This is a genomic window from Paraburkholderia sp. USG1 (assembly GCF_031570135.1).
Classification (GTDB): domain Bacteria; phylum Pseudomonadota; class Gammaproteobacteria; order Burkholderiales; family Burkholderiaceae; genus Paraburkholderia; species Paraburkholderia dioscoreae.
This window is the reverse complement of the sequence record NZ_JAMWXW010000021.1, coordinates 64410-89571: the sequence shown is the minus strand read 5'-3', so window position 1 is coordinate 89571 and position 25162 is coordinate 64410. Positions and strand designations below refer to the sequence as shown.

Annotated in this window: 24 protein-coding genes; 15 read left to right on the top strand and 9 right to left on the bottom strand. The window is 62.7% G+C overall.

All coding sequences use genetic code 11. The annotated features are described in order from the left end of the window. The first annotated feature begins 164 nt into the window (after positions 1-164). Positions 165-1430: a hypothetical protein gene (locus tag NE850_RS25690; protein ID WP_007176922.1), complete on the top strand. Its 1266-nt coding sequence runs from the start codon at positions 165-167 to the stop codon at positions 1428-1430. A 206-nt stretch (positions 1431-1636) separates the two neighbouring features. Further along, positions 1637-2710 (top strand): TAXI family TRAP transporter solute-binding subunit, encoded by a 1074-nt coding sequence (locus NE850_RS25685; protein ID WP_310699572.1) that lies wholly within the window; start codon positions 1637-1639, stop codon positions 2708-2710. A 45-nt stretch (positions 2711-2755) separates the two neighbouring features. Here the strand turns inward: NE850_RS25685 and NE850_RS25680 are convergent, their stop codons facing one another. Beyond that, the gene (locus NE850_RS25680; RefSeq protein WP_007176920.1) at positions 2756-3283 is read right to left on the bottom strand and encodes a hypothetical protein; all 528 of its coding nucleotides are present in this window, start codon (positions 3281-3283) and stop codon (positions 2756-2758) included. A gap of 328 nt (positions 3284-3611) precedes the next feature. On the opposite strand from NE850_RS25680, the gene NE850_RS25675 reads away from it, so the two are divergent. From NE850_RS25675 to NE850_RS25625, 11 genes are all read left to right on the top strand, one after another. Continuing rightward, on the top strand, positions 3612-4499 hold the full coding sequence (locus NE850_RS25675) for a DMT family transporter (RefSeq protein WP_007176919.1): 888 nt from the start codon (positions 3612-3614) through the stop codon (positions 4497-4499). 103 nt (positions 4500-4602) lie between these two features. Next, on the top strand, positions 4603-5499 hold the full coding sequence (gene sapR, locus NE850_RS25670) for a sap1 transcriptional regulator SapR (protein WP_007176918.1): 897 nt from the start codon (positions 4603-4605) through the stop codon (positions 5497-5499). Between the two features lie 33 nt (positions 5500-5532). Then, complete coding sequence (gene ddpX / locus NE850_RS25665) at positions 5533-6096, top strand: D-alanyl-D-alanine dipeptidase (RefSeq protein WP_007176917.1); 564 nt, start codon at positions 5533-5535, stop codon at positions 6094-6096. Positions 6097-6151: 55 nt separating this feature from the next. Beyond that, positions 6152-6433, top strand: a complete 282-nt coding sequence (locus NE850_RS25660; RefSeq protein ID WP_165188175.1) for a hypothetical protein — start codon at positions 6152-6154, stop codon at positions 6431-6433. A 161-nt stretch (positions 6434-6594) separates the two neighbouring features. Beyond that, the gene (locus NE850_RS25655; protein ID WP_007176915.1) at positions 6595-7188 is read left to right on the top strand and encodes a GNAT family N-acetyltransferase; all 594 of its coding nucleotides are present in this window, start codon (positions 6595-6597) and stop codon (positions 7186-7188) included. A 200-nt stretch (positions 7189-7388) separates the two neighbouring features. Continuing rightward, entirely contained in the window at positions 7389-8246 is an 858-nt protein-coding gene (locus tag NE850_RS25650; protein ID WP_007176914.1) for a MerR family transcriptional regulator, read from the top strand. A 78-nt stretch (positions 8247-8324) separates the two neighbouring features. Then, positions 8325-8447: a hypothetical protein gene (locus NE850_RS25645; RefSeq protein WP_405044904.1), complete on the top strand. Its 123-nt coding sequence runs from the start codon at positions 8325-8327 to the stop codon at positions 8445-8447. A gap of 125 nt (positions 8448-8572) precedes the next feature. Continuing rightward, on the top strand, positions 8573-10168 hold the full coding sequence (locus tag NE850_RS25640) for an NAD(P)/FAD-dependent oxidoreductase (protein WP_310699571.1): 1596 nt from the start codon (positions 8573-8575) through the stop codon (positions 10166-10168). Between the two features lie 75 nt (positions 10169-10243). Continuing rightward, a complete protein-coding gene (locus NE850_RS25635; protein WP_007176912.1) occupies positions 10244-11152 on the top strand; it encodes an SDR family oxidoreductase in 909 nt (302 codons plus the stop codon). Positions 11153-11241: 89 nt separating this feature from the next. Beyond that, on the top strand, positions 11242-12123 hold the full coding sequence (locus tag NE850_RS25630) for a metal-dependent hydrolase (protein ID WP_310699570.1): 882 nt from the start codon (positions 11242-11244) through the stop codon (positions 12121-12123). Next, positions 12120-13070 (top strand): alpha/beta fold hydrolase, encoded by a 951-nt coding sequence (locus NE850_RS25625; RefSeq protein WP_310699569.1) that lies wholly within the window; start codon positions 12120-12122, stop codon positions 13068-13070. The genes NE850_RS25630 and NE850_RS25625 overlap by 4 nt, the downstream gene beginning before the upstream one ends. Here NE850_RS25625 and NE850_RS25620 read toward each other — a convergent pair. The 8 genes from NE850_RS25620 to garD form a co-directional block, all read right to left on the bottom strand. Then, positions 13045-13599: a putative glycolipid-binding domain-containing protein gene (locus tag NE850_RS25620; protein WP_007176909.1), complete on the bottom strand. Its 555-nt coding sequence runs from the start codon at positions 13597-13599 to the stop codon at positions 13045-13047. The genes NE850_RS25625 and NE850_RS25620 overlap by 26 nt on opposite strands. A gap of 388 nt (positions 13600-13987) precedes the next feature. After that, on the bottom strand, positions 13988-15187 hold the full coding sequence (locus NE850_RS25615; protein ID WP_007176908.1) for a porin: 1200 nt from the start codon (positions 15185-15187) through the stop codon (positions 13988-13990). Positions 15188-15285: 98 nt separating this feature from the next. Further along, the gene (locus NE850_RS25610) at positions 15286-16638 is read right to left on the bottom strand and encodes a TRAP transporter large permease (RefSeq protein ID WP_165188169.1); all 1353 of its coding nucleotides are present in this window, start codon (positions 16636-16638) and stop codon (positions 15286-15288) included. Between the two features lie 7 nt (positions 16639-16645). Beyond that, positions 16646-17125 (bottom strand): TRAP transporter small permease, encoded by a 480-nt coding sequence (locus tag NE850_RS25605; protein WP_007176906.1) that lies wholly within the window; start codon positions 17123-17125, stop codon positions 16646-16648. 145 nt (positions 17126-17270) lie between these two features. Beyond that, a complete protein-coding gene (locus NE850_RS25600; RefSeq protein ID WP_007176905.1) occupies positions 17271-18263 on the bottom strand; it encodes a TRAP transporter substrate-binding protein in 993 nt (330 codons plus the stop codon). Positions 18264-18873: 610 nt separating this feature from the next. Then, on the bottom strand, positions 18874-19803 hold the full coding sequence (locus tag NE850_RS25595; protein ID WP_007176904.1) for an SMP-30/gluconolactonase/LRE family protein: 930 nt from the start codon (positions 19801-19803) through the stop codon (positions 18874-18876). Further along, a complete protein-coding gene (locus NE850_RS25590) occupies positions 19800-20642 on the bottom strand; it encodes an NAD(P)-dependent oxidoreductase (protein ID WP_007176903.1) in 843 nt (280 codons plus the stop codon). Before NE850_RS25590 ends, NE850_RS25595 begins: the two co-directional genes overlap by 4 nt. Positions 20643-20710: 68 nt before the next feature. Beyond that, a complete protein-coding gene (garD, locus tag NE850_RS25585; protein WP_310699568.1) occupies positions 20711-22300 on the bottom strand; it encodes a galactarate dehydratase in 1590 nt (529 codons plus the stop codon). Between the two features lie 225 nt (positions 22301-22525). Between garD and kdgD the strand changes: the two genes are divergently transcribed. Both kdgD and NE850_RS25575 read left to right on the top strand, forming a co-directional pair. After that, positions 22526-23443 (top strand): 5-dehydro-4-deoxyglucarate dehydratase, encoded by a 918-nt coding sequence (gene kdgD, locus NE850_RS25580; protein ID WP_007176901.1) that lies wholly within the window; start codon positions 22526-22528, stop codon positions 23441-23443. A 216-nt stretch (positions 23444-23659) separates the two neighbouring features. Continuing rightward, complete coding sequence (locus NE850_RS25575) at positions 23660-25012, top strand: MFS transporter (RefSeq protein ID WP_310699567.1); 1353 nt, start codon at positions 23660-23662, stop codon at positions 25010-25012. Positions 25013-25162: the final 150 nt, after the last annotated feature.

The following is a 25162-nucleotide window of genomic DNA, read 5'->3' as shown; positions in this document are numbered from 1 at the left end:
TCTCACCGAAACGCCACATATTGCGAGCAGCGGCACCGTAAGCGTGGGCTTGCCGCTCAGGACTCTCCGGCGCATGTGGATCGTGATTCCGCGGACATTGCTCCCGCTTCAACATGATCCGGAACATGCCGTAATGGCATTGTTTTCCACAGGTGGGTCACAGCATGTCCACCCAGACACTGATCGGCCACAGCTTTCCGACGCCCTGCAAACGGTGTGGCGGCGCGCTGTACAGGCAAGTCGACTATTGCCCGTATTGCGGCGCGGTGCATCCGCTCGACGCGGGTCCGCACAAGCGCACGGTGATTCCGGGCAGCCGCGCGAGCGCCACGGGTAAAACGACACAGAAGAACAGTCCCGACCCGATGACACCGGACGAAAGCGGCCTTGCAATGCGTGCCACGGGCACCGGCGAACAGGCTTCCGCCGAGGCCGCGCTACCGGCATCGGCACTCGTTTCGCCGGATACGCCGGTCCCGCCTCTCCCCGCGCTACCTGGTTCGGCGGGTCGCGGCGCGAGGTCGGTTGGTAAGGTGCTCTTCGCCATCGGTGCGGTTGTCGCAATCGGCCTGGCGTATGTCGGATATGCGCTATTCAGCGACACTGATCTGTCGGGTGGAAATAGCGGCCAGTCGAACGAAACCGAAATTACTCAGGATGCCAGAACGACTACCGGCACGATCGCTCCGTACACACCGGCCCAGTCGGCCAATCAGGCTGCCGTCACGGGCAAACCCGCCGTATCGGTCGCGCCGGCCAGACCGGCTCAGGTGATACCGCCAACGCCTGTCGCGCCGCTTGTCACAGCGGCGCCAGTCAAACCCGCGGCACCCAGGTTCAGCGACGCGGCCCAAGCGTTGCAGTCAGCACGCCTCGCCTTGCGCGCCAACGATCTCTCTTCGGCACAAGCCGCGCTCGGCGCCGCGCAGGCGCTGCAACCGGGCAGCTCCGGCGCGCAAGACCTGGCAGGAGAACTGAAGCCGCTGATCGCACGCCGCGACGCCGCGTTGCAGGCGGCCCAAACTTGCGCGGCACAGCAGTCGTGGCCTTGCGCGCGCCAGCACGCCAACGAAGCGCTCGCGATCGACACCGGCAATGAAACAGCGAAGTCCATTCTGGAACGCGTGATTCGCGAGACCGGCTGGGCACCGCTCAACCCGCACGCTGCGACAGGCACGCAGCCGCAAGTCAAACCGCCTGCGCAAGCGCAAGCCGGGTCACCTTCGCAGCAGGCGGTTCAGCTACAAACACCGCTTCCTCAAGGCATGCCGGCGAACAACGCAGTTGTCATAGCCGCACCGCGCCCCGCCGTCGCGACGGCCGACAACAACAGCGTCGATGCGCGCCTGCGCGCCATCAAGGATTCCGGCTGGAACCGCGCGCCCGCGAATGCGGCCAAGTCTTCCACGGGCACTACCGCCAGGCAATGAAATATATTACGGATACCGAATCATATAGATAAATATCCCGGAAAATCGCACCTATAAACGCAAGCATAAGCACGCGCGGTTTGATAAGTAACAGACGGACATGGCAGTTGCGGCACATAGAACATGACATGGCACACCGGCTCACTGGTGCTTCGCGCGCGTCGACGCGCGAATCTGTATGAACCTGACCGAAAGGTAGATAGACCATGCTGAAGAGACTTCTGGCGGGATGGCTGGGGCTGGCGCTGATGGTCGTATCTTCGCTGGCTTGCGCGGAGCCGGCGCATTACAAGATCGTCACCGGTCCGGAACGGGGCACGTATATCCAGATCGGCCAGGATCTGTCGAAATGGGTTGCGCAGCCGGTGGGCATCGACCTCGAAGTGATGGCGTCGAAGGGCTCGGCCGAAAACGTGCAACGCATGCGCTTCGAGCCGGGCGTGAAACTCGCGCTGGTGCAATCCGACGTATATCAGGCTTACATCGACATGGCCAACGCCGGCAATGCCGACGCGGGCACGGCAATCCGGCCGCTACGGCTCATCATGCCGCTCTATGACGAGGAAATTAACGTGGTGGTGCGCGCGGACTCGCCGCTGAAAACGTTCGCCGATATCAAGGACAAAAGCATCAGCGTCGGGCTGATCGGCAGCGGCACCGCGCAGTCGGCCACGACGCTCTACCACCTGATGTTCGGCCAGGCCATTCCCGAGCAGAACATCCAGCATCTGAGCAATGAGGACGCACTGGCCGCGTTGATCGTGAAGAAAGTGGACGTCGCGATCATCGTGGTCGGCCAGCCGGCGAAACTGTTCAACGACATGAACCCCGACCTGTTGCAACAAATCCGCCTGCTGAAGGTCGATCCGGCCGCGCCCGAAACCGCCCGCGCCAAACAGACCTATTTTCCCGCGACGATTCGCGCCACCAGCTATCCGAACTGGCTGAAGGAAGACGTTCCCACGCTGACCGTGAAGGCCTTTCTCGTCACCTACGATTACGGTCTGCGCGATACCGTCGGCAATCTGAATCACTTTGCCGACTCGCTATGCGCCAACTTCGACAATCTGCAGGAGCACGGACATCCGAAATGGAAGCAGGTGAAGCTGGAGTTGCCGACTCTCGTGCGCGGATGGAAATACTACGCGCCGGTCGAAAAGCATCTGCGTGCGTGTCTTGCGAACAAGAGCGCCGCGATCAGCGCCACCGCGGCCCAGGCCGCGCCGAAACCGCGCTCGACGTGTTCGGACCAGGAGCGTCTGCTTCTGCTATGCAAGTAGGTGGCGGCCAGGCGCCCGTCCCGCGCGCGACGGGCGGCGACTGAACTATCCGGCAACGTGACCCGTCGGCTTCGGCGGGATTGGACCGAAGAACATCGCCATGAATTTGTCGCGGCCGATCACGCGAACCAGTTCGGCAACCACGCAATAGATCGCGATCAGCGTCACCAGCAGAATCTGGATAGCCCAGAAATGCGGCCAGTTGAGATTGGCGAGCAGCGTGCGGTTGGCGGCGGCGAGGCTCGGCGCCTCCTTCCAGTATTCGTAAAGATGCTCGAGGTAGTGCACGACCAGAGCCACCAGGGTATAGATCGCCGTCTTCCAGCCGATATTCCAGATCAGCGGTTTCTCGGGAAAGCGGTTGATGAACGGCAGCAGGTTGGCGATCAGCACCGATTTACCGAGAATCAGCGCGGCGATAGTCACGGAGACCGAGGTCGGCAACGTGACGTCATAGCCGCGCGAAATCAGCGCGCGCATGATCGCGACAATGTGGAGAATGACGAGGAAGTAGAGGGTCGGCGGAATCATCTCCATGAATTCATGCTTGATCCTGGCGGTCAGATTGCTCATGTTCGTCTCCTCATCACGTGCTTGACCCAATCCCGTGAACCCATCAGTTCATGATAGACGTTCATGACGCAGCCCGAAGGCGATGCTGCCGTGCCAGTCGCCACGGTGGTGTCGCGCGGCTGTCCGTGATTGGCGTTCCGTTGCCCGGAACCGCTGACTGATATGCACGATGCGTTGTGATCCGCAGCGAAAATGGGCAGCCGCGCAACGCGCTGTACCGCTCCATTCCTCGATACAGTTTGGACGGTTTGCACCGATCCGTACCTTACTGTCCACGGCCGGATAGCCGATGCTATGCGTTCTCTCTCCTCACGCATGGACTCTGCGCATGGACAAAACAACCAACGGCTGGCTGAGCGGCCTCATAGGCGTGTTGATTTTCAGCGGCTCGCTGCCGGCCACGCGTATTGCCGTGGCAGGCCTCGACCCGCTATTCCTGACGGTGGCCCGCGCGACTATCGCCGGCACGCTCGGCCTGTTGCTGCTGCTCGTGTTTCGCCAGGCGCGCCCCGCGCGCCGCGATCTGATTCCGCTCGTCGTGGTCGCACTCGGCGTGGTGGTCGGGTTTCCGCTCCTGACGGCGCTGGCGCTGCGGCACGTGAGCTCGGCGCACGCCGTGGTGTTCGTCGGTCTCCTGCCGCTCGCCACGGCGATCTTCGGCGTGCTGCGCGGCGGCGAGCGTCCGCAACCGGCGTTCTGGCTGTTCTCGGCGCTCGGCAGCGGCGCCGTGGTGGCTTTCGCCTTGCGTCACGGGCTCGACGCATCGCCCGTTGGCGACGCGCTGATGCTGGCCGCCATCGTCGCATGCGGGCTGGGGTATGCCGAAGGCGCGCGCCTGTCGCGCCACCTCGGCGGCTGGCAGGTAATTTCGTGGGCGCTCGTGCTGTCGCTGCCGCTCATGCTTCCGCTCGCAGTATGGGCACGGCCCGCATCGTTCGACGGTGTCAGTCACGCGGCGCTCTGGGGCCTCGCCTATGTGTCGCTCTTCAGCATGCTGATCGGTTTCGTGTTCTGGTATCGCGGCCTTGCGTTGGGCGGCATTGCGGGCGTCGGGCAGTTGCAGTTGCTGCAGCCGTTCTTCGGCCTGCTGCTCGCGGGGCTGCTCCTGCACGAACAGGTGCCGCCCGCGATGATCCTCGTCACCGTGGTAGTCGTGGCCTGCGTGGCCGGCGCGCGGCGCTTTTCCCGGGTGACGCCGGCACGGCCGGCTGCCTGACGCGCGCGCTTCGGCCATTTTTCACACGCTCGCGGCATGGGCGGCCGGTTGAATATGTCATCATCCCGATGATCGACTAACCACTGCCCGCCCCGCGACTACGATGCCGACCGCTTTTGCTCAAACCGTCGAAGCCCGCTTTGCCGAACTCACGCCCACCTCCAAGCGCGTCGCCAGCTATATGCTGGCCAACCTCGACCGGCTCGGCCTCGAAACCGCCGATCAGATCGCGCAGCAAGCCGGCACGAGCGGCATTTCGGTCGGCCGGTTCCTGCGCAGCATCGGCTATCAGAATCTCGACGACCTGAAGCGCGAACTGCGCGGCACGCAGGAGCGTCCGTGGCTGATCACCGACCGCCTCGACGCGTTCCGCCGCACCGCCGGCCAACACGACGAAGCCGCGCCGGATGCAGCTTCGCCCGCCGCGCCCCGCCCCGCGCTCGCCCATTCGCTCGAACTCGAGCTCGGTGCGATCCAGCACGTCTATCAGCTCGCGCAATCGCCGGTGTTCGCGCGCGTGGCCGAGCGCATCTCCAGCGCGGATGCCGTCTACATTCTCGGCATTCAGTCCACGCGCGGCATCAGCAACGCGTTCTATAGCTACCTCGAATATATCCGCCCGCGCGTGTTCTATTCGGACGGCATGTCGGGCTCGTATGTCGATTCGCTGAACTCGGGATTCGAATCGCCGTATCTGATCGTCACCGACACTCGTGCGTATTCGAAGGTCGCACGCCGCTATTGCGAGGCCGCCACGCGCCGCGGCCTGCCCTTTGCGCTCATCACCGACATTTATTGTCCGTGGGCGCGCGAATTCGACGGCGATCTGCTACAGGTCAAGACCGACGTCGGCCAGTTCTGGGATTCGCTCGCGCCGCTTACCTGTCTCTTCAATCTGCTGATTTCGGCGATCGTCGAAAAGCTCGGGCCGAATCTCGATGAACGCGCGGCGCGCAACCGTGAACTTCAAAGCGAATTCGATCAGTTCGACGACCTCTGACGCGCTCCTCTCCCTTCGTTCCCTCTTCGTCACATGACCGACCATCGACTCATCGAAATCACACACGCCACGCACGGCGTGGACATCGACCTCGTCTACGCCACGGCGCGCAATCTCACCGGCAAACCAATCTACCGGGCCGCGCATTGCCTCCTGCTCGAACCGGCGGAGGCGGCGTTGCGCCGCGCAGTGGAACTGGCACGTCAGATCGGCACGACGCTGCGCATTTTCGACGCGTACCGGCCGCCGCAAGCGCAGCAGGTGTTGTGGGATTTTCTGCCCGACCCGACTTACGTGGCGGATCTGAAACGCGGCTCGAATCATAGCCGTGGAACAGCGCTCGACCTGACACTGCTCGACGCGCAAGGCGAGGAACTCGACATGGGCACCGGCTTCGACGCCATGACGATCGAATCGGAGCACTTTCACCCCGGTCTGCAAGCAGATGTGCAGCGCAATCGCATGCTGTTGCTCGGCGTGATGCATGGCGCGGGCTTCACGCACATCAAAAGCGAATGGTGGCACTACGAGTTGCCCGGTTCGCGCGCATTGCCGCTTATCGACAACAATGCAAGCGGGCCGCTCCGGCTGATGTGATCGATCCGCTGACAGGAAACAGGTATCCTCACCGGTTCGTTCAGAAGGAGGATCCATGAAGTTTTCAATTTGCCTCGCGGTCGCCGCCTTGACCGTGGCAGTCGGCGCGTACGCCCAGACGTCGCAAACGTTCCGTTTCGGAGAAGGCCAGAGCGCGCTGCCGTCCGGTAATACGCGGCCCGCGCCCGCGCCGCACGCGCAGGCTCAGGAGCCGGCCGCTGAGCCGCCTGCCGAACAGCACGCACCGCCGTCGAAAACCAGCTCGAAACATAAGGCGAAGCATCGCCGGCATCATCGCGCACATGTGACACAGCCGGACACGTACTCGCATAACTGAGTGTCGCAACGTTGAGCGTGCGTGCGCGCGCGATGCGATCGGCCTGTACGTGCGCTGATATCGGCCATACGTCGCAGCGATTTTTGACTCGCTTCAAATTCGCGCGCACGGCGGGCATAGTAAAACGTATCCGCAGACTTATCGCCACGACAGGAACACGTATGAGCACCACCCGCCCCGCGCCCTCCGCCCCGGACTCGGCGAATGCCGCCGCCCCGCTGATCCGCGACGCCACCGAAGCCGATCTTCCCGCGATTCAGGCAATCTACGCGCACCATGTACTGACCGGCGTCGCGTCGTTCGAGGAAATTCCGCCTTCCGTCGACGACCTGCGCACGCGGCTCGCGTCGGTGCGCAGCTACGGGTTGCCGTACATGGTGGCGCAGATCGATGGCGAAGTCGCCGGCTATTGCTACGCGACGCCTTACCGGCCGCGCGCCGCGTATCGCAACACCATCGAAGATTCGATCTATGTGAACGATGCCTATCGCGGGCGAGGCCTGGGGCGCGTATTGCTTCAGGCGCTGATCGAGCGCTGCGAAACCGGACCGTGGCGCCAGATGGTCGCCGTGATCGCGGACGGCGGCAGCGGCGGCTCGCTGTCGCTGCATACGCAGTTGGGTTTTGAATTGACGGGCACGTTGAAGGCCGTAGGCTTCAAACACGGCCGCTGGCTCGATACGACGTTGATGCAGCGCACGCTCGGCAAAGGTGACTCGACCCCGCCGGACGACGTTGCGCCCGGACGTGCCTGAAGTGCCTGAAGCACCTCAAGCGCCCGAACCACCACGTCTGCCACGGCCAAATATTCGGCACCCATAGAAACGCTAACTCTGCCGGATAGCCCAAAGGCGGAACCGGAAACACAAGCGAATCCCCGCGAGAATTCCGAACATCCGCCTGCATGCGGCGAGCGCGCTGGCAGGCGCGCGCGCCGTCGCGGTAAAATCCCGGCATGCCCAACACGCCGCCTCCTGTCCCACCGCTGCCCGCCGACTCCGGCGACCCGGCCAGCATCACGCCGCGCAACGAATACACCGTCGACGAACTCGCGCGCGTCACCGACACCACCGTGCGCAACGTGCGCGCCTACCAGGACCGGGGACTGCTCGCACCGCCGGAAAAGCGCGGCCGCGTCGGCGTGTACGACGACACGCACGTATCGCGTCTGAAGCTGATCAACCATCTGCTCGCTCGCGGCTATACGCTCGCCAACATCCAGGATCTGATCATGGCCGTCGACGAAGGCCACGATCTGCGCTCCATCCTCGGTCTGGAAACGGCGATCGGCGGCCGCTGGTCGCGCGAGCGGCCGAAAAAATACTCGCTGATCGAACTGCTGCAAATGTTCGGCGACAAAGCCTCGCCGAGCGCGCTCGGCAAAGCGGTCGATCTCGGCCTGCTGGAACGTCACGGTCTTTCCTTCGTATCAGGCAGCCCGACCGCGCTGGCCGCCGGCGCCACAATGGCGAAGGAAGGCATTCCGCTTGCCGACCTGCTCGACGCCGTGGGCATCGCGAGGCCGCATTTCAACGCGGTTGCCAAAGCACTGGTCGATCTGGTGGTGCGCCAACTGGACCGCTACGACGCCGACGCACTGCCGCCGCCCGCCGATGTGCCCGCTCTGGTCGACGCCATCTGGCGCGTACGGCCACTGGCAATGGTGCTGGTGGAAAGCGAAATGAACCGCGCTCTCGAAGAAGCGTCCGGCGATTATCTCGGCGACCGCGTCGCAGCCATCATGGCAAAGAAACTCGGGCATCCCGCCGAAAGCACGACCGCCTCGAAGAAGAAAGACAAAACGAAAAAGTAACTCTGCGTGCGGTCCCGGCCCGCGTTCGTACTTATGCAGTCGTTACGCACCGCTCGCGCGGCGAGTACGGACGAAATCGTGCGCTCGCAGCAAATCGTCGCGGACGCGTTCTACGGCGCCAATCTGATCCCGCAGAAAATCACCGTGAAAGACAGCGTCTGGCAGAACCGGGAAGTCGCGGCGGCGCTGGCCGCCAAGTGAATCGCCGCGTGCATCCGGGCCTAGAGGGGCGCGTCTAACCGCCTCCTTGCGTCATCCGTTACCAGCCTATATTGTTACATCAAACAATGTAACAGTTAATAGAGTAAATAAAGGAGACGGATCGGATGAACGCACGCATGCCCCACGACACCGCGGCGCCCGGCGCGTCCGCGCCCGTCGAGACCGACATCGCCATCATCGGGTCCGGCTTTGCCGGCCTCGGTATGGCGATCCGCCTGCGCCAGGCCGGCATCTGCGATTTCATCGTCGCCGAAAAGGCCGATTCCGTCGGCGGCACGTGGCGCGACAACCACTACCCCGGTTGCGCGTGCGACGTCCAATCGCACGTCTATTCCTTCTCCTTCGCCCCGAATCCGCGCTGGAGCCGTATGTTCGCGCGCCAGCCGGAAATCCGCGCTTACCTGGAAGACTGCACGCAGCGCTTCGGCGTCCAGCGGCATCTGCGTTTCGGCCATGAACTCGCGAGCGCGATCTACGACGAGACGCGCCACCGCTGGCAACTGAGCTTCGCGAACGGCCAGCAATGGTCGGCGCGCGTGCTGATCTCGGGCATGGGCGGCCTGTCGCGCGCGGCCATGCCGACCATTCCCGGCATCGAAAACTTCAGGGGCAAAACGTTCCATTCGCAGCACTGGGATCACAGTTATTCGCTGGCAGGCAAACGCGTCGCCGTGATCGGCACCGGCGCGAGCGCGATCCAGTTCGTCCCGCAGATCGCGCCGCGCGTCGCGCATCTCGATCTGTTCCAGCGCACGCCGCCTTGGATCATGCCCAAGGCCGACCGCCGCGTGAAGCCGCTCGAACAATGGCTGTTCACGCACGTGCCGGTCACGCAGAAGATCATGCGCTCGGCGCTCTACTGCATGCTCGAATCGCGCGCATTCGGCTTTGCGATTCATCCTTCGCTGATGAAGACGGCACAGAAAGTCGCCGAGAAGCATCTGCGCCGCCAGGTGCGCGATCCACAATTGCGCGCCAAGCTCACGCCCAACTATACGATGGGCTGCAAGCGCATTCTGATTTCGAACGACTACTTCCCCGCCCTGTCGCGCCCGAATGTTTCGGTGACGACCACCGGCATTGCCCGTATCGAGGAAGACGCGGTCGTCACCGCCGACGGCGCACGCCACCAGGCCGACTGCCTGATCTTCGGCACCGGCTTTCAGGTGGCCGACCCGTTTCCGCGCGGCGTGGTGCGCGGGCGCGGCGGCGTCGATATCGTCGATACGTGGCGCGACGGCGCGCATGCGTATCTCGGTACGGCATTGCCTGGTTATCCGAACTTCTTCATGATCGTCGGACCGAACACCGGTCTCGGCCATAACTCGATGGTGTTCATGATCGAGTCGCAGGTCGAATACATTCTGCGCGCACTCAAGACGATGAATGCGGAACGCGCCGATGCGATCGAAGTGCGGCCGCAAGTCGAGCGTGCCTACAACGAGCAGATCCAGCAGAAACTCGGCCGCGCGATCTGGTCGACGGGCGGCTGCAAGAGCTGGTATCTCGATCCGAAAACCGGCAGGAACACCACGCTGTGGCCGGGATTCGCCTACAAATTCCGCCAGGCCACCAGTACGTTCAGCATGGGCGATTACCTCGCGTATTCGCCCGCACCGCAGCCGGCAAGCGCGCCGGTGGCCTCGCCGCAACTTGTGCATGCTCACGGCAGCGCAACGGCGTCGGCCGAAGCGACCTGAGAGGACATAACCATAACGACAAGGCACGGTTCAGAGAGGACAGCATCAATCTTGCATGGGATGAGAGACAAGCCAATGAAGAACTTTACCGACAGAGTGGCCGCGATCACCGGCGCAGGCTCGGGCATGGGCCGTTCGCTCGCGATTCAGCTGGCGCGCGAAGGCTGCCACCTCGCGCTCGCCGACCGCAATGCCGCGAGCCTCGCTGAAACCGCGCAGCTTGCACAGGCCGCGGCACCGCAGATCGTCGGCGCGCCGCTGCGCATCACCACGCGCGTGCTCGATGTCGCGGACCGCGCCGCCATGTTCGACTGGGCCGCCGAAACAGCCGCGCAGCACCAGCGCGTCAATCTGGTGTTCAACAACGCGGGTGTCGCGCTGTCGAGCACTATCGAAGGCATGGATTACGCCGATCTGGAATGGATCGTCGGCATCAACTTCTGGGGCGTGGTGCACGGTACGAAGGCGTTTCTGCCGTATCTCAAGGCTTCCGGCGCGGGGCATATCGTCAATACGTCGAGCGTGTTCGGGTTGTTCTCGCAGCCGGGCATGAGCGGCTACAACGCGACCAAGTTCGCGGTGCGCGGCCTTACCGAAGCGCTGCGCCAGGAACTCGATTTGATGAAGTGCGGCGTTTCGGCGACTTGCGTGCATCCGGGCGGTATCCGCACGGGCATCGCGCAATCGAGCCGTATCTCGTCGAATATGGTCGGCTTCATGCTGGAAACCGAACAGCAAGGCAAGGACGACTTCGAGAAGTTCTTTATCACCACCGCCGACGAAGCAGCGCGCGTGATTCTCGACGGCGTACGCAAAAACAAACGGCGCGTGCTGATCGGGCGCGATGCGCGGGCCGCGGACTGGCTGGCGCGCACATTGCCGGCGGCCTATCAGGCATTGGTGGTGATGCAAACGCGCCGGATGAAACGCATCGCGGAGAAACGCGCGCGCCGCGCCGCGCAGGTGGACGGCAGGCGCGCTTGAGGGGCCGGCCATCAAGCAGCAGACAGCGCCCTGCACGCCATTCGATCAGAACGCACAGCAACACATAAAGCATCTCAAGGAGAAAGGCCATGATGCCGGTTCGCCGCGACCTCCGTTTCAACTTGCCGCAGGAACGTGCCTGCGATTGGCACGTGCAAGGCTCGCATGTGACACACTTCTTCAATGCGCTTTCGCTACTGTTCCCGGCCGGCGAGCGTTTCTTCATGGATAGCGTGCGCCACTACCGCGACCAGATCGACGACCCTGTACTGAAGAAGCAGGTGCTCGGCTTCATCGGCCAGGAAGCCATGCATACGCGCGAGCATGTGGAATACAACGATCTGCTGCAGCAGGCAGGCTTGCCCGCGCATAAGCTCGACAAACGGCTTTGGGTGATTCTCAACTTCGGCCGCAAGATCCTGCCGCATTCGTATCAGCTCGCGGTGACCGTCTGCCTCGAACACTACACGGCGATGCTGGCGGGCCTGCTGCTGCAGGACGCGACACGCATCGGCGGATCGGTTGAGGGCTATACGCAGATGTGGACCTGGCACGCGCTCGAGGAAACCGAGCACAAGTCCGTTTCATACGACGTGTGGAACGCCGTGCTCAAGCCGGGGCTCGGCCGGTATCTGCTGCGCACGGGCACCATGCTCGCCACCACCGGGACGTTCTGGCTGATCGTGTTCGACTACCACGTGCGGCTGATGATCGCCGACCGCAAACGCGGTGGCAATCTGCGCGGCATGTGGCGCGTCGTGAAGTATCTGTACGGCCCGCGCCACGGCGTATTTCCGCGCATCGCCGGTGAATGGCTGAGCTTTTTCCGGCCCGGCTTCCATCCGTGGGATCACGACAACCGCACGCAACTGGCTCGCATCGACGGACTGGTCGCCGCGGTCGATGCCACCAACGCGGCCACGCCGGACGCCCGCAAGGCCACGCGGCGCGGCGTGCAGGCGGCCGCGTGATACGCGACACGCTTTCGGTCGAAGCCGGCGGCGTGCGGCTCGCGGTCTACGTGAGCGGACCGCGCGACGCGCCGCCGATCGTGCTGGTGCACGGTTACCCCGATTCGGCGGCAGTGTGGGAACCGGTGCGCGCGCAACTGGATGCGCACTATCGCGTGATCGCCTACGACGTGCGCGGCGCGGGCGCGTCCGAAGCGCCGGCCACGCGCCAGGCTTACCGGCTCGAACACCTCGCCGCCGACCTGGCGGCGGTTGCCGACGCGACGTGCGGCACACGGCCGTTTCACCTCGTCGGGCACGACTGGGGCTCGATTGAATGCTGGGAAGCAGTGACCGACCCGGCGTTCAAAGGCCGCATTGCGTCGTACACGTCGATCTCGGGGCCGTGTCTCGATCACGCGTCTTTCGACCTGCGCGGCAACGGCGGCGGCGGCGCTCAAACCGCACATCAGAGAACAAAGCGCCCGTTCGGCAGAGGCGTGCGGCAAACGCTCAAGTCCTGGTACATCTTCTTCTTTCATTTGCCGTGGCTGCCGGAGTTGGTGTGGCGCGCGGGCGGCGCGCGCCTGTGGCCGCTGTGGCTGCGTGTGACCGAACGCGTGCGGCCGGCGCCCGACCCGGTGCAGATGCGCAATGCGATCAACGGCCTGAATCTCTACCGCGCCAATTTCATCGACAAACTGCTGCACCCGCGCGCGCGTCATGCCCACGCGCCGGTGCAATTCATCGTGCCGCTACGTGACCGCTATGTCGGGCCAGCGCTATCGCTCGGACTGGAAGGCTGGCTCGGCGCGTACGAGCGCTTCGAGATCGATGCCGGCCATTGGGTCGTGCTGCGCGAACCCGAACGGATCGCGGCAAGCATCGAGCGCTTTGTGGAGCGGCACCGGGCTGATCACGGCGGCTCCGCCGCATCAACCGTCAATGCTCGCGCGGCAGGCGTGTGAACAACGTCGGATAGTCGATCACGAGACCGTCTTCGTCCACCTTCAGGTCCGCCGTGAAGTCGCGGAAGATGCCCTCGTAGCGATACTCGCGATGCAACGCGATGCACGAATAGGCCTGCCCGGCGCGCGTGATCTGTAAATCCGGCGTGGAAATATACGCCACTGAAATGGGGCGACGCTCGCCTTCGGCCAGTTGCAAACGGCGGATCGGCAACGTGTTGGTGAACGGCGTGGCCGCAATATCGATGTCGATGCAACCTTCGATCGCGCTCAGCACGAGCCCGTGACCATCGCGCCAGTGACCGTCGCCATCGCCATGCAATTCCAGTTCGCCGCCACCGACGATCTTCAGCCACGCATAGCGCGTGCGCCATTGCGCGTCGCAGCGCACCTTGTAGTGCAGCCCATATGGCTTGCCATAGCGCTGCCCAACGACGACGCTTTCTGCGACGAAACCGTCCTCGTGCGAATCGAACGCCAGATGTTCGATACCGTCGCCCTCTTCCGATGCCCACCGTAATTCGCGCATCTGCCTGTCTCCTCGTGAAGCGGCACGCCGGTGCGCCGGTGCGCCGCCGATGCACATATCGTAGCGCGAAAGCTTTCGGCTCGCCGAGGCGAGCTTGCCATTGTGGACATGTGCGATGCTCGGCGGCGTGGCTTTGTCGGTCATGCTGCAGGCGGCGGCCGCCTGTTTCGGCTGGCCGGCCATGACGGCGCCCTTCGTCCTCACGACGTGGAGTGTGCAATGGCTCAAGCGCCCGCCCGGCGCACGGTGCATCCACGGCCGAACCGGCGCAACGCACGGACACCGGGCGCGCCACGACGACCCCGGTTCCAGCCAGACGCATGAGTCAGGCGTATTCAAACACGCATCGCGTGGCGGCGCAGTCACACGCCGCCACCAGGTTACACCATCAGAACTTGTGGATAATGCCCACGCCCGCGGCAAACTGACTGCGTGACGAGGACGGCGCACCGTTCTGACCGTCACCGATATCAGCCGTCGCGTTGATGATGCTCACGCCGTTCGTGGCCAGCGTCTGGCCGCTCGCGCGTTGATACGCTTCGAGCGCGTACAGACCCGTGCGCTTGGAGAGGCTGTAGTACTGCGAAAGGTTGAACTGCTGGTAGCGAGCCGAACTCGAAATGCCGTTCGCTTCAGTTGCGCGCGTATAGCTATAGCCTGCGGCCAGATCCAGCGCCGTCAAAGGCTTGAAGTGCAGCACGGCGCCGCCCGTGTTGAAGATCGCCGTAGTACGGAACGGCGAGTTGATGCCCGGAATATATTGCACGTTCGAGTACGAGAACGAAACATCCCACTGCGCGTTGAATGCATAACCGCCGGTCACCGCCACGCGCTGCTGCGCCTGTGCGCGTTGATAGCCGTTATTGATGCCCGACACGCCCGCCTGCGCACCCGCGTTCGATGTCGTGGAATCCGCGCCCCATGCGCCGCCGCCAGGCGTCGAGTTGTTGATGCGCTGGAAGCCCGCTGCAATGCCGAACGGACCGTTCAGGTACTGCAATGCCGCGCTCCACGTCGAACCCGCGTTGAAGCTGCCCGGCACGCCGCCGAGCGAATACGAACCGCTCACCGTCAGGCCATACATGGTCGGCGACGTGTACACCAGCGAGTTATTGGCGCGATACAGCGTATCGAGAGAATCGATATCGCCCGGGTGTGCGCCGTAGGCGCCCGTGAGCCACGTGGTCGGGCTATACGGCGCCAGCAGCGTGTAATACGACGTATATTGGCGGCCTGCCGTCAACGTGCCGTAGGTGGCGTTCGCCACGCCGACATAAGCCTGGCGGTTGAACGCGAGGCCGGAAACGGACTGCGCGCCGGTCGCGCTGTTAAAGCCTTCTTCCAACTGGAAGATTGCTTTCGTGCCGCCTCCCAGATCCTCGGCGCCCTTCAGGCCGAAGCGGCTGCCGGCCCAGACGCCGTTGACCATCTTCACCGCCGAACGGCCGCCGGAGGTCGAACCAAGCGACGTCTGGCTGCTCTGATAGCCGATACCGGTATCGATGATCCCGTACAACGTCACGCTGCTCTGAGCGTGCGCGCCGAGGGCGACCAACCCAAGGGCGGAGGTTGCTAATGCCTTTTTCATTTCTGCTCCTCTTTAAAAAGTTGTTCTTTGTTGCTGCATGGTTCGAGCGCCACTAAATTCCCCAAAAGGGACTTTCATACAGGCGTCAATTAAGGATTTCAAAATACCGGGTGGCCATTGATGAGGCTAGGCAGCCACGTGGAAAACATCGGCACGTAAGTCACGATGTTGATCGCGCTGAAGATCGCCAGGTAATACGGCCACGCCACCTTGGTAGTTTCACCAATCGACACATTGCCGATCGCACAGCCGATGAACTGCACCGATCCGATCGGCGGATGCACCAGACCCAGTGCGCAGTTCAGCAGGATCATGATCCCGAACTGCACCGGACCTACGCCCGCGTGCATCGCCATCGGCAGGAACAGCGGCGTGGTGATCAGGATGTGCGCCGCCATATCGACGAACGTACCGAGGAAAATCTGGATCAGGTTGATGTACAGCAGCATCAGCCAGGGCAAGCTGGTCGCGCCGTCGAGCATGTGTTCGATCGCATCCGGAATCTCCAGATAAGCCATCTGGTAGCGCAACATGTTCGACACGCCGATCAGCAGCAGCACCACGCCGGTAGTTTTAGCCGCCTTCGAGAGCGCATGAAACAGCTTCTTCATCGTCATCGAGCGATACACGACGATCGTCAGCACCAGCGAATAAAATACGGCTATTGCGGCGGCTTCCGTCGCGGTGGCAATACCCTTTGCCACGCAAACCAGAATGATCGCGATCACCATCAGGCCGGGCAATGCGCCGAGGAACGTGCGGGCCACGGCGTACCAGCCTGGGAATCGCTGCAGTTCGGTCGAACCGTCCGGGCGACGCGGATAGCCGTATTTGACTGCTTGCCAGTACGCGGCGAGCAGCACGAACCCCATCACCCATAACACCGGCAACAGACCGGAAAACAACAGATCGCCGATCGACACTCCGCTCATCGGGTGTCCATTCAAGGTGCCGGTAATGCCCTGGGCCGCGAATGCATAGATGATCATGTTGGTCGACGTCGGCATCAGCGCGCCCGCCAGCGACGAGTGTGTCGTTACGTTGACCGCGTAGGCCGCGCTGTAGCCTTCACGCTTCATCAGCGGGATCACCACGCCGCCCATTGCCGACGTATCCGCCGAAGGCGAACCGGAGACCCCGCCGAACAGCGTGCATGCGACCACGTTGGCCATACCGAGGCCGCCGCGAAAATGCCCGACCGTGGCTTGCGCGAAACGCAGGATGCGATCCGCGATGCCGCCGTGCAGCATCAGTTCACCTGACAGAATGAAAAACGGAACCGCGAGGAATGAAAAGCCGTTGATTCCCGAAATCATCGACTGCATGGCGGTGGCCGCGGGCAAGCCCTCGTACAGATAAGTCAGGACACACGAGAGCCCTAGCCCGAAGGAAACAGGAACGCCGAGAACGAGAAAAACGAGAAAACTGACGGAGAGGATGGCGAGTTCCATGATGGCTCTATTTTTGTTTCTGTGCGAAAAGCGCCAGAAGGTTCTCTACCGAGAACATTGCAATGCAGACGCTGGCAATGACCGGAATGCAATAACGCAAAGATTCAGGCAAGCCGATAATGGGAATCCGGTCTTCCGCGGTCGCCTCGACCATCTGCAGACAGCCGAAGAAAACCGCGGCCGCGAAGACGATCAGGCAAATGTGCTGAAACGCCGTCGCGACGAGTTGGCCCTTCGGCGGCAATTTCTTTACGAGCGAATCGAGTCCGATATGGCCGCCTTCGCGAACCTTGAGCGCGGCGCCGAACATGGCGATCACGATCACCAGCAGGAGCGCGATGGGCTCGACGAAATCCGGCGCATCGCTGAAGACGTAGCGCATCACGACGCTGTAGATCACCAGCAGGCTGAGCACGGCGAGACTTAGCGACGCTACGATAACCAGCGCGCGGAACAGAAAATCATTTGGGCGCTTCATGAAGCTCATTGACCCCATCCTTGCATACGACCGACCTGTCTTTAATAATCAGCAATCCTGTTCGATCCTTCGGTTCGGTAAGCACGCAGCGGCCGGGCACGCGAGTCTTCTCGCCGCCCCTTCCGCCGCTGCGATACCTCCACTCAGCTGAACCTTATTTGACGGCCTGAATCTCGTCGACGAGCTGCTTCATTTGCGGGGTCTTTTCGTACTTCGCCCAGACCGGCTGCATGGCCTTGACGAACGCAGCGCGATCGATCTGCGACGAGGCGACAATGGTCGCGCCGCCCTTCGTGACCGTCTTGCTCGCGTCGGCTTCGCGCGCGGTCCACAGCTTTTCGTAGTACGGCACCGAGTCGGCGGCCGCCTTCTTGATGATGTCCTGTTCCTGCGGTGTCAGCGTGTCCCACACCTTCTTGGAGAACACCAGCACTTCGGGGGTCATCGAATGCTGGGTTTCGGAATAGATCGGCGCGACTTCGAAGTGCTTGGTTTCTTCGTACGACGGCAGGTTGTTTTCAGCGGCATCCACCAGACCCGTCTTCAGGCCCGTGTACACCTCGGCGAACGGCATCGGCGTGGGCGTGCCGCCCATCGCCCTGATTTCGTCGACCATCAGATCGGACGGCTGCACGCGGACCTTCAAGCCCTTCATGTCAGCGGGCGAATGAATCGGCTTCTTCGTATAGATCGAACGTGCGCCGCTCTCGTAGAACGTCAGCGCGATCATGCCCTTCGCCTTGAAGGCGTCGAGAATCTTCTGGCCTTCCGGGCCGTACATTACTTTGCGGAAATGGTCGATATCGCGGAACAGGAACGGCAGCGACGGAATCATCGATTCGGGAACGATTTCGTTGAAGGCCGCACCGTTGGCGCGCGCCATGTCCAATGCGCCAATGCGCACCTGATCGATCGTGTCGTTTTCCGAACCCAGCGCGCTATTGCCAAAGACCTTCACGGAATCCTTGCCGCCGGTTGCCTTGTTGATCTGCTCTCCCATGTATTTCACGGCCATATTGGTCGGATACGTGTCGCCATGCACGTCCGACACGCGGAACACTCGCGCTTGCGCCGACACGGTGCTGAAGGCCAGCATCGAGGCTGCGACGATCATCGAAACACGGGAAGAGGCGAACTTCTTGTTCATCGTGAGATTCCTTGAAAAATTGACCATCCAATCGATTGCGGAAGGCCGCTCGCGGATGCGATATGGTTTTGCTGCGTCTCCGGCGTTACGCTTGCCACCGTTCGCGGTCACGCACGCTTTGCCGTGCTGGTCTGTGCAACGTCCCCGGCGCAGATGCTCAGCACTCCTGTCAGACAATCCGACTCTTTTACTTTTGCTTCAACTGCTTCGGCGTGCGTGTCGTGGGCGATTGGTCCCGCACGTTCACGCTGCCGTGTTCATACCGGTAACGCGAAATCTATAGAAAGGAATTCGTTTGGGCTCATATGTTGTACGACGACATATGAAGTCTATAAAAGGCGGTTTGAGTTGTACAGACGGTATTTACCCGCACCACGAAGCACCCGGCATCGATGACCGAATCAGGCTGGCACAGAGCCACACGTCAGCCAGCACGGTGCTGTCGAGGCAAACGGGGATCCCCGTCTCGCACGGTTTTGCTAGATAGAATGGTGGAACGACCGTAGTCTTTACACCACATTGTTGTACGATGAGTGATGAATTTACGACGAGTAAACAAAGGGCGCCGGGCATGACGAGATGCCCGGCGCCCTTCTCGCCAACGCTCCGCTTACAGCTCGCCCGCGAATTCCGGCTCGGGTAAGCCGGTGACACCGGGGCGCACGGCGAACAGATGGCCGTCGTGCTCACTCGCGTTCGCCGCGGGACGAATCGACGTCACGAACAACGTATCTAGCTCGCGCCCACCGAAAGCGCACATCGCCGGCTTGATAGCCGGCACGGCAATCCGCCGGTCCAGCTTGCCTTGCGGTGTGAAGCGCAGCAACAGGCCCGCGTCGTTGGCGCAAATCCAGTAGCAGCCGTCGGCGTCCACCGCGGCTCCGTCGGGACGGCCCGCATGATGATTCAGATCGGCAAACACGCGGCGGTTGCGCGGCTCGCCGGTCTCGCCGTCGTAGTCGAATGCCCAGATCTGCCGACGCAAAGGATGCGAGTCCGACAGATACATGGTCGTGCCGTCCGGCGACCACGCGAGACCATTCTGCGTGATGAGCCCGTCGACGACCGGCGCGGAGAGAACGCCGCGCGCATCGAATCGATAGAGCGCACCGGCCGGGTTGGCCGCCGCCATGTCCTGCACCATCGTGCCGGCCCAGAAGCGCCCTTGCCGGTCGCAACGGCCATCGTTGAAACGCATGTCGCCGCATGCGAAGTCGGGCGCGGCGAGCTGGCGCCCTGTCACCTGCACGGCTTCGCCGCTGGCCGTGGCCTCAGTGAGCGTAACGGCGAAGAGCCCCGTCTCGCAACCGGCCAGCACCGTGCCGCGATGATCGAACGCGATGCACGCCACTTTCTCCGGCAACAGCCATTCGGAGCGTTCGCCCGAATCGATCCGCAAGCGCACGATCTTCTGCGCCGGAATGTCCACCCAGTAGAGCGCCTGTTCCGCTATGCGCCACACCGGACTTTCGCCGACCGAAGCCGGCGCCTGCCCCACCGCGCCCACGCGCTCCACTCGCGGATTCGCCGCGGCGCTCATCGCTTCGGCTCCATCGGGCCGGCGAGCACGAACGGGCCGCCTTGAAAACGCTGCGTCGGATCGTCGAGTTCGACCGTGGGTGCCGTGACCGGAAATAGATGCTCGAATTCGACCGAACTGTCCTGCGGACGAAAGCCAAGGAACGCGGCTTTGGTGTTGTCCACCCACTTGGTCCGGTTATCCGACACGCCGTAGACGATCGCATGACCCACGCGATTGGTGAACAGCGAGCAGCGCACCAGTTCGATGAAGTCGCGATAGCTCAGATAGGTCACGAGCATGCGCGGATTTTTCGGTTGCTCGAACGACGAGCCGATGCGCAGGCACACCGTCTCCAGACCGAAGCGATCGAAGTAGTAACGCGACAACGATTCGCCGAAGCACTTGGTCACGCCGTACAGGCTATCGGGCCGCAGCGGCGCGTCGATATCGACCACCTCCGTCACGGGATGGAAACCCACCGCGTGATTCGAACTCGCATACACGACGCGCTTCGCGCCCTGCTTCTGCGCGGCCGAATAGAGGTTGTACAGGCCGCGAATATTCGCTTCGAGCAGCTCTTCGAACGGCGCTTCGACAGAAATGCCGCCGAGGTGAATCACCGCATCCACGCCTTCGAGCAGCGCGTGAACCGCGGCTTGGTCCGCGAGATCCACAGTCGACGCTTCTTCGTGCGCCGCCACGTCGCCGAGCGGCGCGATATCCGTGACGCGCACGATATCGGCCCACGCGGCGAGCGCGCCGCGCAACTGCTTGCCGAGGTTGCCGGCCGCGCCGGTGAGCAGCAGACGGCGGAAAGGTTTTTGTGCCGCGCTGCGGTCGAGGTTCGAGTCAGTCATGTTTCTATGTTGGTGTGAGTGCGATCAGATCGGCGTGATGAAGCGGAACCTGCGGATCGGGCGACCCATCAGGTCACCGGCGCCGGATTGAACAGCACCAATGCATTGTGGAGCTTGAGTTTTTCCGCGCAGGTCTGTTTGCGGCCGCTGGCGACGTCGAGCATCAGACGGAACAGTTCCCAGCCCACGTCTTCGATGGTCGCCGCGCCGGTCGCGATGGTGCCGGCGTTGATATCCATCAGGTCATGCCAGCGGCGCGCGAGATCCGAGCGCGTCGCGACCTTGATGACCGGCACTTCGGCGAGGCTATACGGTGTGCCGCGGCCGGTGGTGAAAACATGCAGGTTGATACCCGCAGCTACTTGCAACGTACCGCAGATGAAATCGCTCGCCGGCGTCGCCGCGTAAATCAGGCCTTTCTGCCTGACCTTTTCGCCCGGCGACAACACGCCGGAAATGGCCGAATTGCCCGACTTGATGATCGACCCCATCGCCTTTTCGACGATGTTCGACAAGCCGCCTTTCTTGTTGCCCGGCGTGGTGTTGGCGCTGCGATCGGCACCGCCGCGCTTCAGATAATCGTCGTACCACTGCATCTCGCGGATGATCGCCGCGGCGACGTCCGCGTTGGCCGCGCGCGCCGTCAATTGATCGACGCCGTCGCGCACTTCGGTGACTTCGGAGAACATGACCGTGGCGCCGGCACGCACCAGCAGGTCGGTCGCGTAGCCCACTGCGGGATTCGCGGTCAGTCCGGAGAACGCGTCGCTGCCGCCGCATTGCACGCCGATCACCAGATCGGACGCGGGGCAAGTCTCGCGCCGGCGATTGTTAAGGCGCTGCAGATGACCATCGGCCATTTTCATGATCGACTCGATCATCGACTGGAAGCCGACATGCGCGTCGTCCTGCAGCACCACGACGTCACCGTTCAGATCAGCCTCGATATCGCCGATGTCCGCGACCTCCGCCACATTGGCAGCCGCGGCGATCGGAATCGTGCCGGGCGGCATCAGGCGCTCCGGCTGCAGCTTCTCGCAGCCGAGGCTGACCATCATCACCTCGCCGCCGAAATTCGGATTCAGGCTGATATTGCGCACGGTGCGGATCGGCACCATCGCGTCGGGCGCGTCGATCGCGACACCGCAACCATAGGTGTGGCCGAGGCTCACCACGTCGTCGACATTGGGGTACTTCAGCAGCAACTCGGCCTTGATGCGGGTGACCGCATGCTGCACGACATCGGCCACGCATTGCACCGTGGTCGTGATGGCGAGAATGTTGCGCGAGCCGACCGAGCCGTCCGCGTTGCGGTAGCCCTCGAACGTGTAGCCCTCGAGCGGCGGCATCTCCGGCGCCCTGATCGTGGCGATCGGCAGATCCTCGAGCCCCGGTGGGCTCGGCATGCGGATCACGTGTTCGTTGATCCAGCTGCCTTTCGGCAACCGCTTGAGCGCATAACCGATCACCACGTTATAGCGGATGACCTCGTCGCCCTCGGCCAGATCGGCCAGCGCGACCTTGTGCCCTTGCGGCACGCGCTCGCGCAGCGCGAGACCATCGGGAAATACGGCGCCCTCGCCCAGGCCGCCGTCGTTGACGACGATCGCGACATTGTCATTGGGGTGAACGCGAATGTAGAGCGGAGATTGTTCCATTGCATCGATCCTTATGGCGCTGCACGCCTGGTGCGCCGACTATTCATACGTCATCCTACAACATGAAAGATTGCGCGGACGTTCCGTATTTACCCTATGACGGGCATTATGCCGCTAAATGATCGTTGAGTTAGCCGATTTGTTGTTGTACGATGACGTATAAGAAATCTCCGTTTCTACCCATCGAACCACTCGCGAACCATCCCGACGCACTGGATACTCATCATGACGACACCGCAGGAACTGAAGCAGATCGTTTCCGAAGGCCTCCTGTCCTTCCCCGTTACCGACTTCGACGAACAAGGTGATTTTCGCGCCGACACCTATGCCGAGCGCCTGGAATGGCTCGCGCCTTATGGCGCTTCGGCACTGTTCGTTGCCGGCGGCACGGGCGAATTCTTCTCGCTCACGCACAGCGACTATTCGAACGTCGTGCGCACGGCCGCTGAAGTCTGCAAAGGCAAGGTGCCGATTCTCGCCGGCGCGGGTGGCCCGACGCGTGTCGCGATCGCCTACGCACAGGAAGCCGAGCGTCATGGCGCAAACGGCATTCTGCTGATGCCGCACTACCTGACGGAAGCCTGCCAGGAAGGCATCGCGGCGCACGCGGAAGAAGTCTGCAAGTCCGTGCCGAACATGGGCGTGATCATTTACAACCGCGCGAATTCCAGGCTTAACGCCGATATGCTCGAAGGGCTGGCAGAGCGCTGCCCGAACCTGATCGGCTTCAAGGACGGCGTGGGCGAGATCGAGAACATGGTGTCGATCCGCCGCCGCCTTGGCGACCGTTTCTCGTATCTCGGCGGCCTGCCGACCGCCGAAGTGTATGCCGCGGCGTACAAGGCGCTCGGCGTGCCGGTGTATTCGTCGGCGGTGTTCAACTTCATTCCGAAGACCGCGATGGACTTCTACCGCGCGATCGCCGCGGACGACCATGCCACGGTCGGCAAGCTGATCGACGAATTCTTCCTGCCGTACCTGGCGATCCGCAACCGCCGCGCGGGCTACGCGGTCAGCATCGTCAAGGCAGGCGCGAAGCTGGTCGGCCATAGCGCCGGTCCGGTCCGCGCGCCGCTGACCGATCTGACGGAAGAAGAAATGGCCAGGCTGGACGCGCTCATCAAGACGCTCGGTCCGCAGTAATCCGGCTGGGGCGCATCGGACGCAGACAACACCCGGCGGCCTTGCGAGCGAAGGCCGCGCAAACGGCACCGCAAAGAGCGCCCGGCACGGCAACGTCGCCGGGCGTTTTTGTGCTGCACGAATGTATCGACAAGGTCCGCGACTGCTAGTTGCGCCGCGACGGCGCCTCGACGCCAGGGAGCCCGCTCCCATGCATAAGAAATTCAGGAGATGACCATGGAAATGAGCCGCGCGGCGAGTGCCGCCCACGTCGCGAAGCGCACCCGAGTCCGCTACGCCATCCTGCTGCTGATCTTTCTGATCACGACCTTCAACTACGCGGACCGCGCCACGCTGTCGGTCACCGGTTCGGCCATGCGAGCCGAGTTCGGTCTCGACGCGATCCGCATGGGCTACATTTTCTCCGCGTTCAGCTGGGCGTACGTGCTGTCGCAACTGCCAGCCGGCTGGCTGCTGGACCGCTTCGGCGCGCGCCGCGTCTACGCGGCGAGCATCTTCTTCTGGTCGTTATTTACGTTGCTGCAAAGCTCCATCGGCTTGCTGGGCAGCGCGGCCGCCGCCGTCACCGCGCTGTTCGCGCTGCGCTTTGCGATGGGCGCGGCCGAATCGCCGGCCTTCCCCGCCAATGCCAAGGTGGTAGCGAGCTGGTTCCCCACCAACGAACGCGGCACGGCATCGGCCATTTTCAATTCGGCGCAATACTTCGCCGCCGTGGTGTTTACGCCGTTGATGGCGTGGCTCACTCACGCGTTCGGCTGGCACATGGTGTATGTCGTGATGGGCGTGATGGGATTGCTGCTCGCGCTCACCTGGCTGAAGGTGATGAAGAACCCCGCCGACCATCCACGTGTGTCGCGCGCCGAACTGGAGTACATCGAACAGGGCGGAGGCGTGGTCAACGGGCCGAAGAAAGCCCGAGCCATCGACAGAATCGAAAATACCGGCGGCTGGTCTCTGGTGCGCCAACTGCTGAGCAACCGCATGCTGCTCGGTGTCTATCTCGCGCAGTACTGCATCAATGTGCTGACCTACTTCTTCCTCACCTGGTTTCCGATCTACCTCGTGCAGGCGCGCGGCATGACCATTCTGCAAGCGGGCCTCGTGGCTTCGCTGCCGGCGATCTGCGGATTCTCCGGCGGCGTGCTCGGCGGCATTCTGTCCGACGGGCTGATCCGTCGCGGCCATTCGCTCACGATCGCGCGCAAGGTGCCGATTGTCGGCGGCATGCTGCTGTCGGTGTGCATCATCGGCTGCAATTATGTGTCGACCGATTGGGTCGTCGTCGCCCTCATGTCGCTCGCGTTCTTCGGCAAAGGCATTGGGGCGCTCGGCTGGGCCGTGGTCGCCGATACGTCGCCGAAGGAAGCACTCGGCCTGTCCGGCGCGATCTTCAATATGTTCGGCAACGTGGCCGGCATCGTGACGCCGATCGTGATCGGCTATCTCGTCGCGAAAACCGGGTCGTTCAACGGCGCGCTGGTATTCGTCGGTATCAACGCGCTGCTCACGGTGTTCAGCTATCTCGTGATCGTCAAAGACATCAAGCGGGTGGAACTGCGCCGGCGCTAGTCACGCGGCGGTTATCGTACTTCTACGCGATGGTGCGATCTGGCCGCCATTGCGGCGCAAGACGCCTTGAACGGCGCGCCGATGCCAGTCCGCACGCCGGCTCGCAAAATGATTCGGCGTCTATATAATCAGTCATCAGACGACGGTATA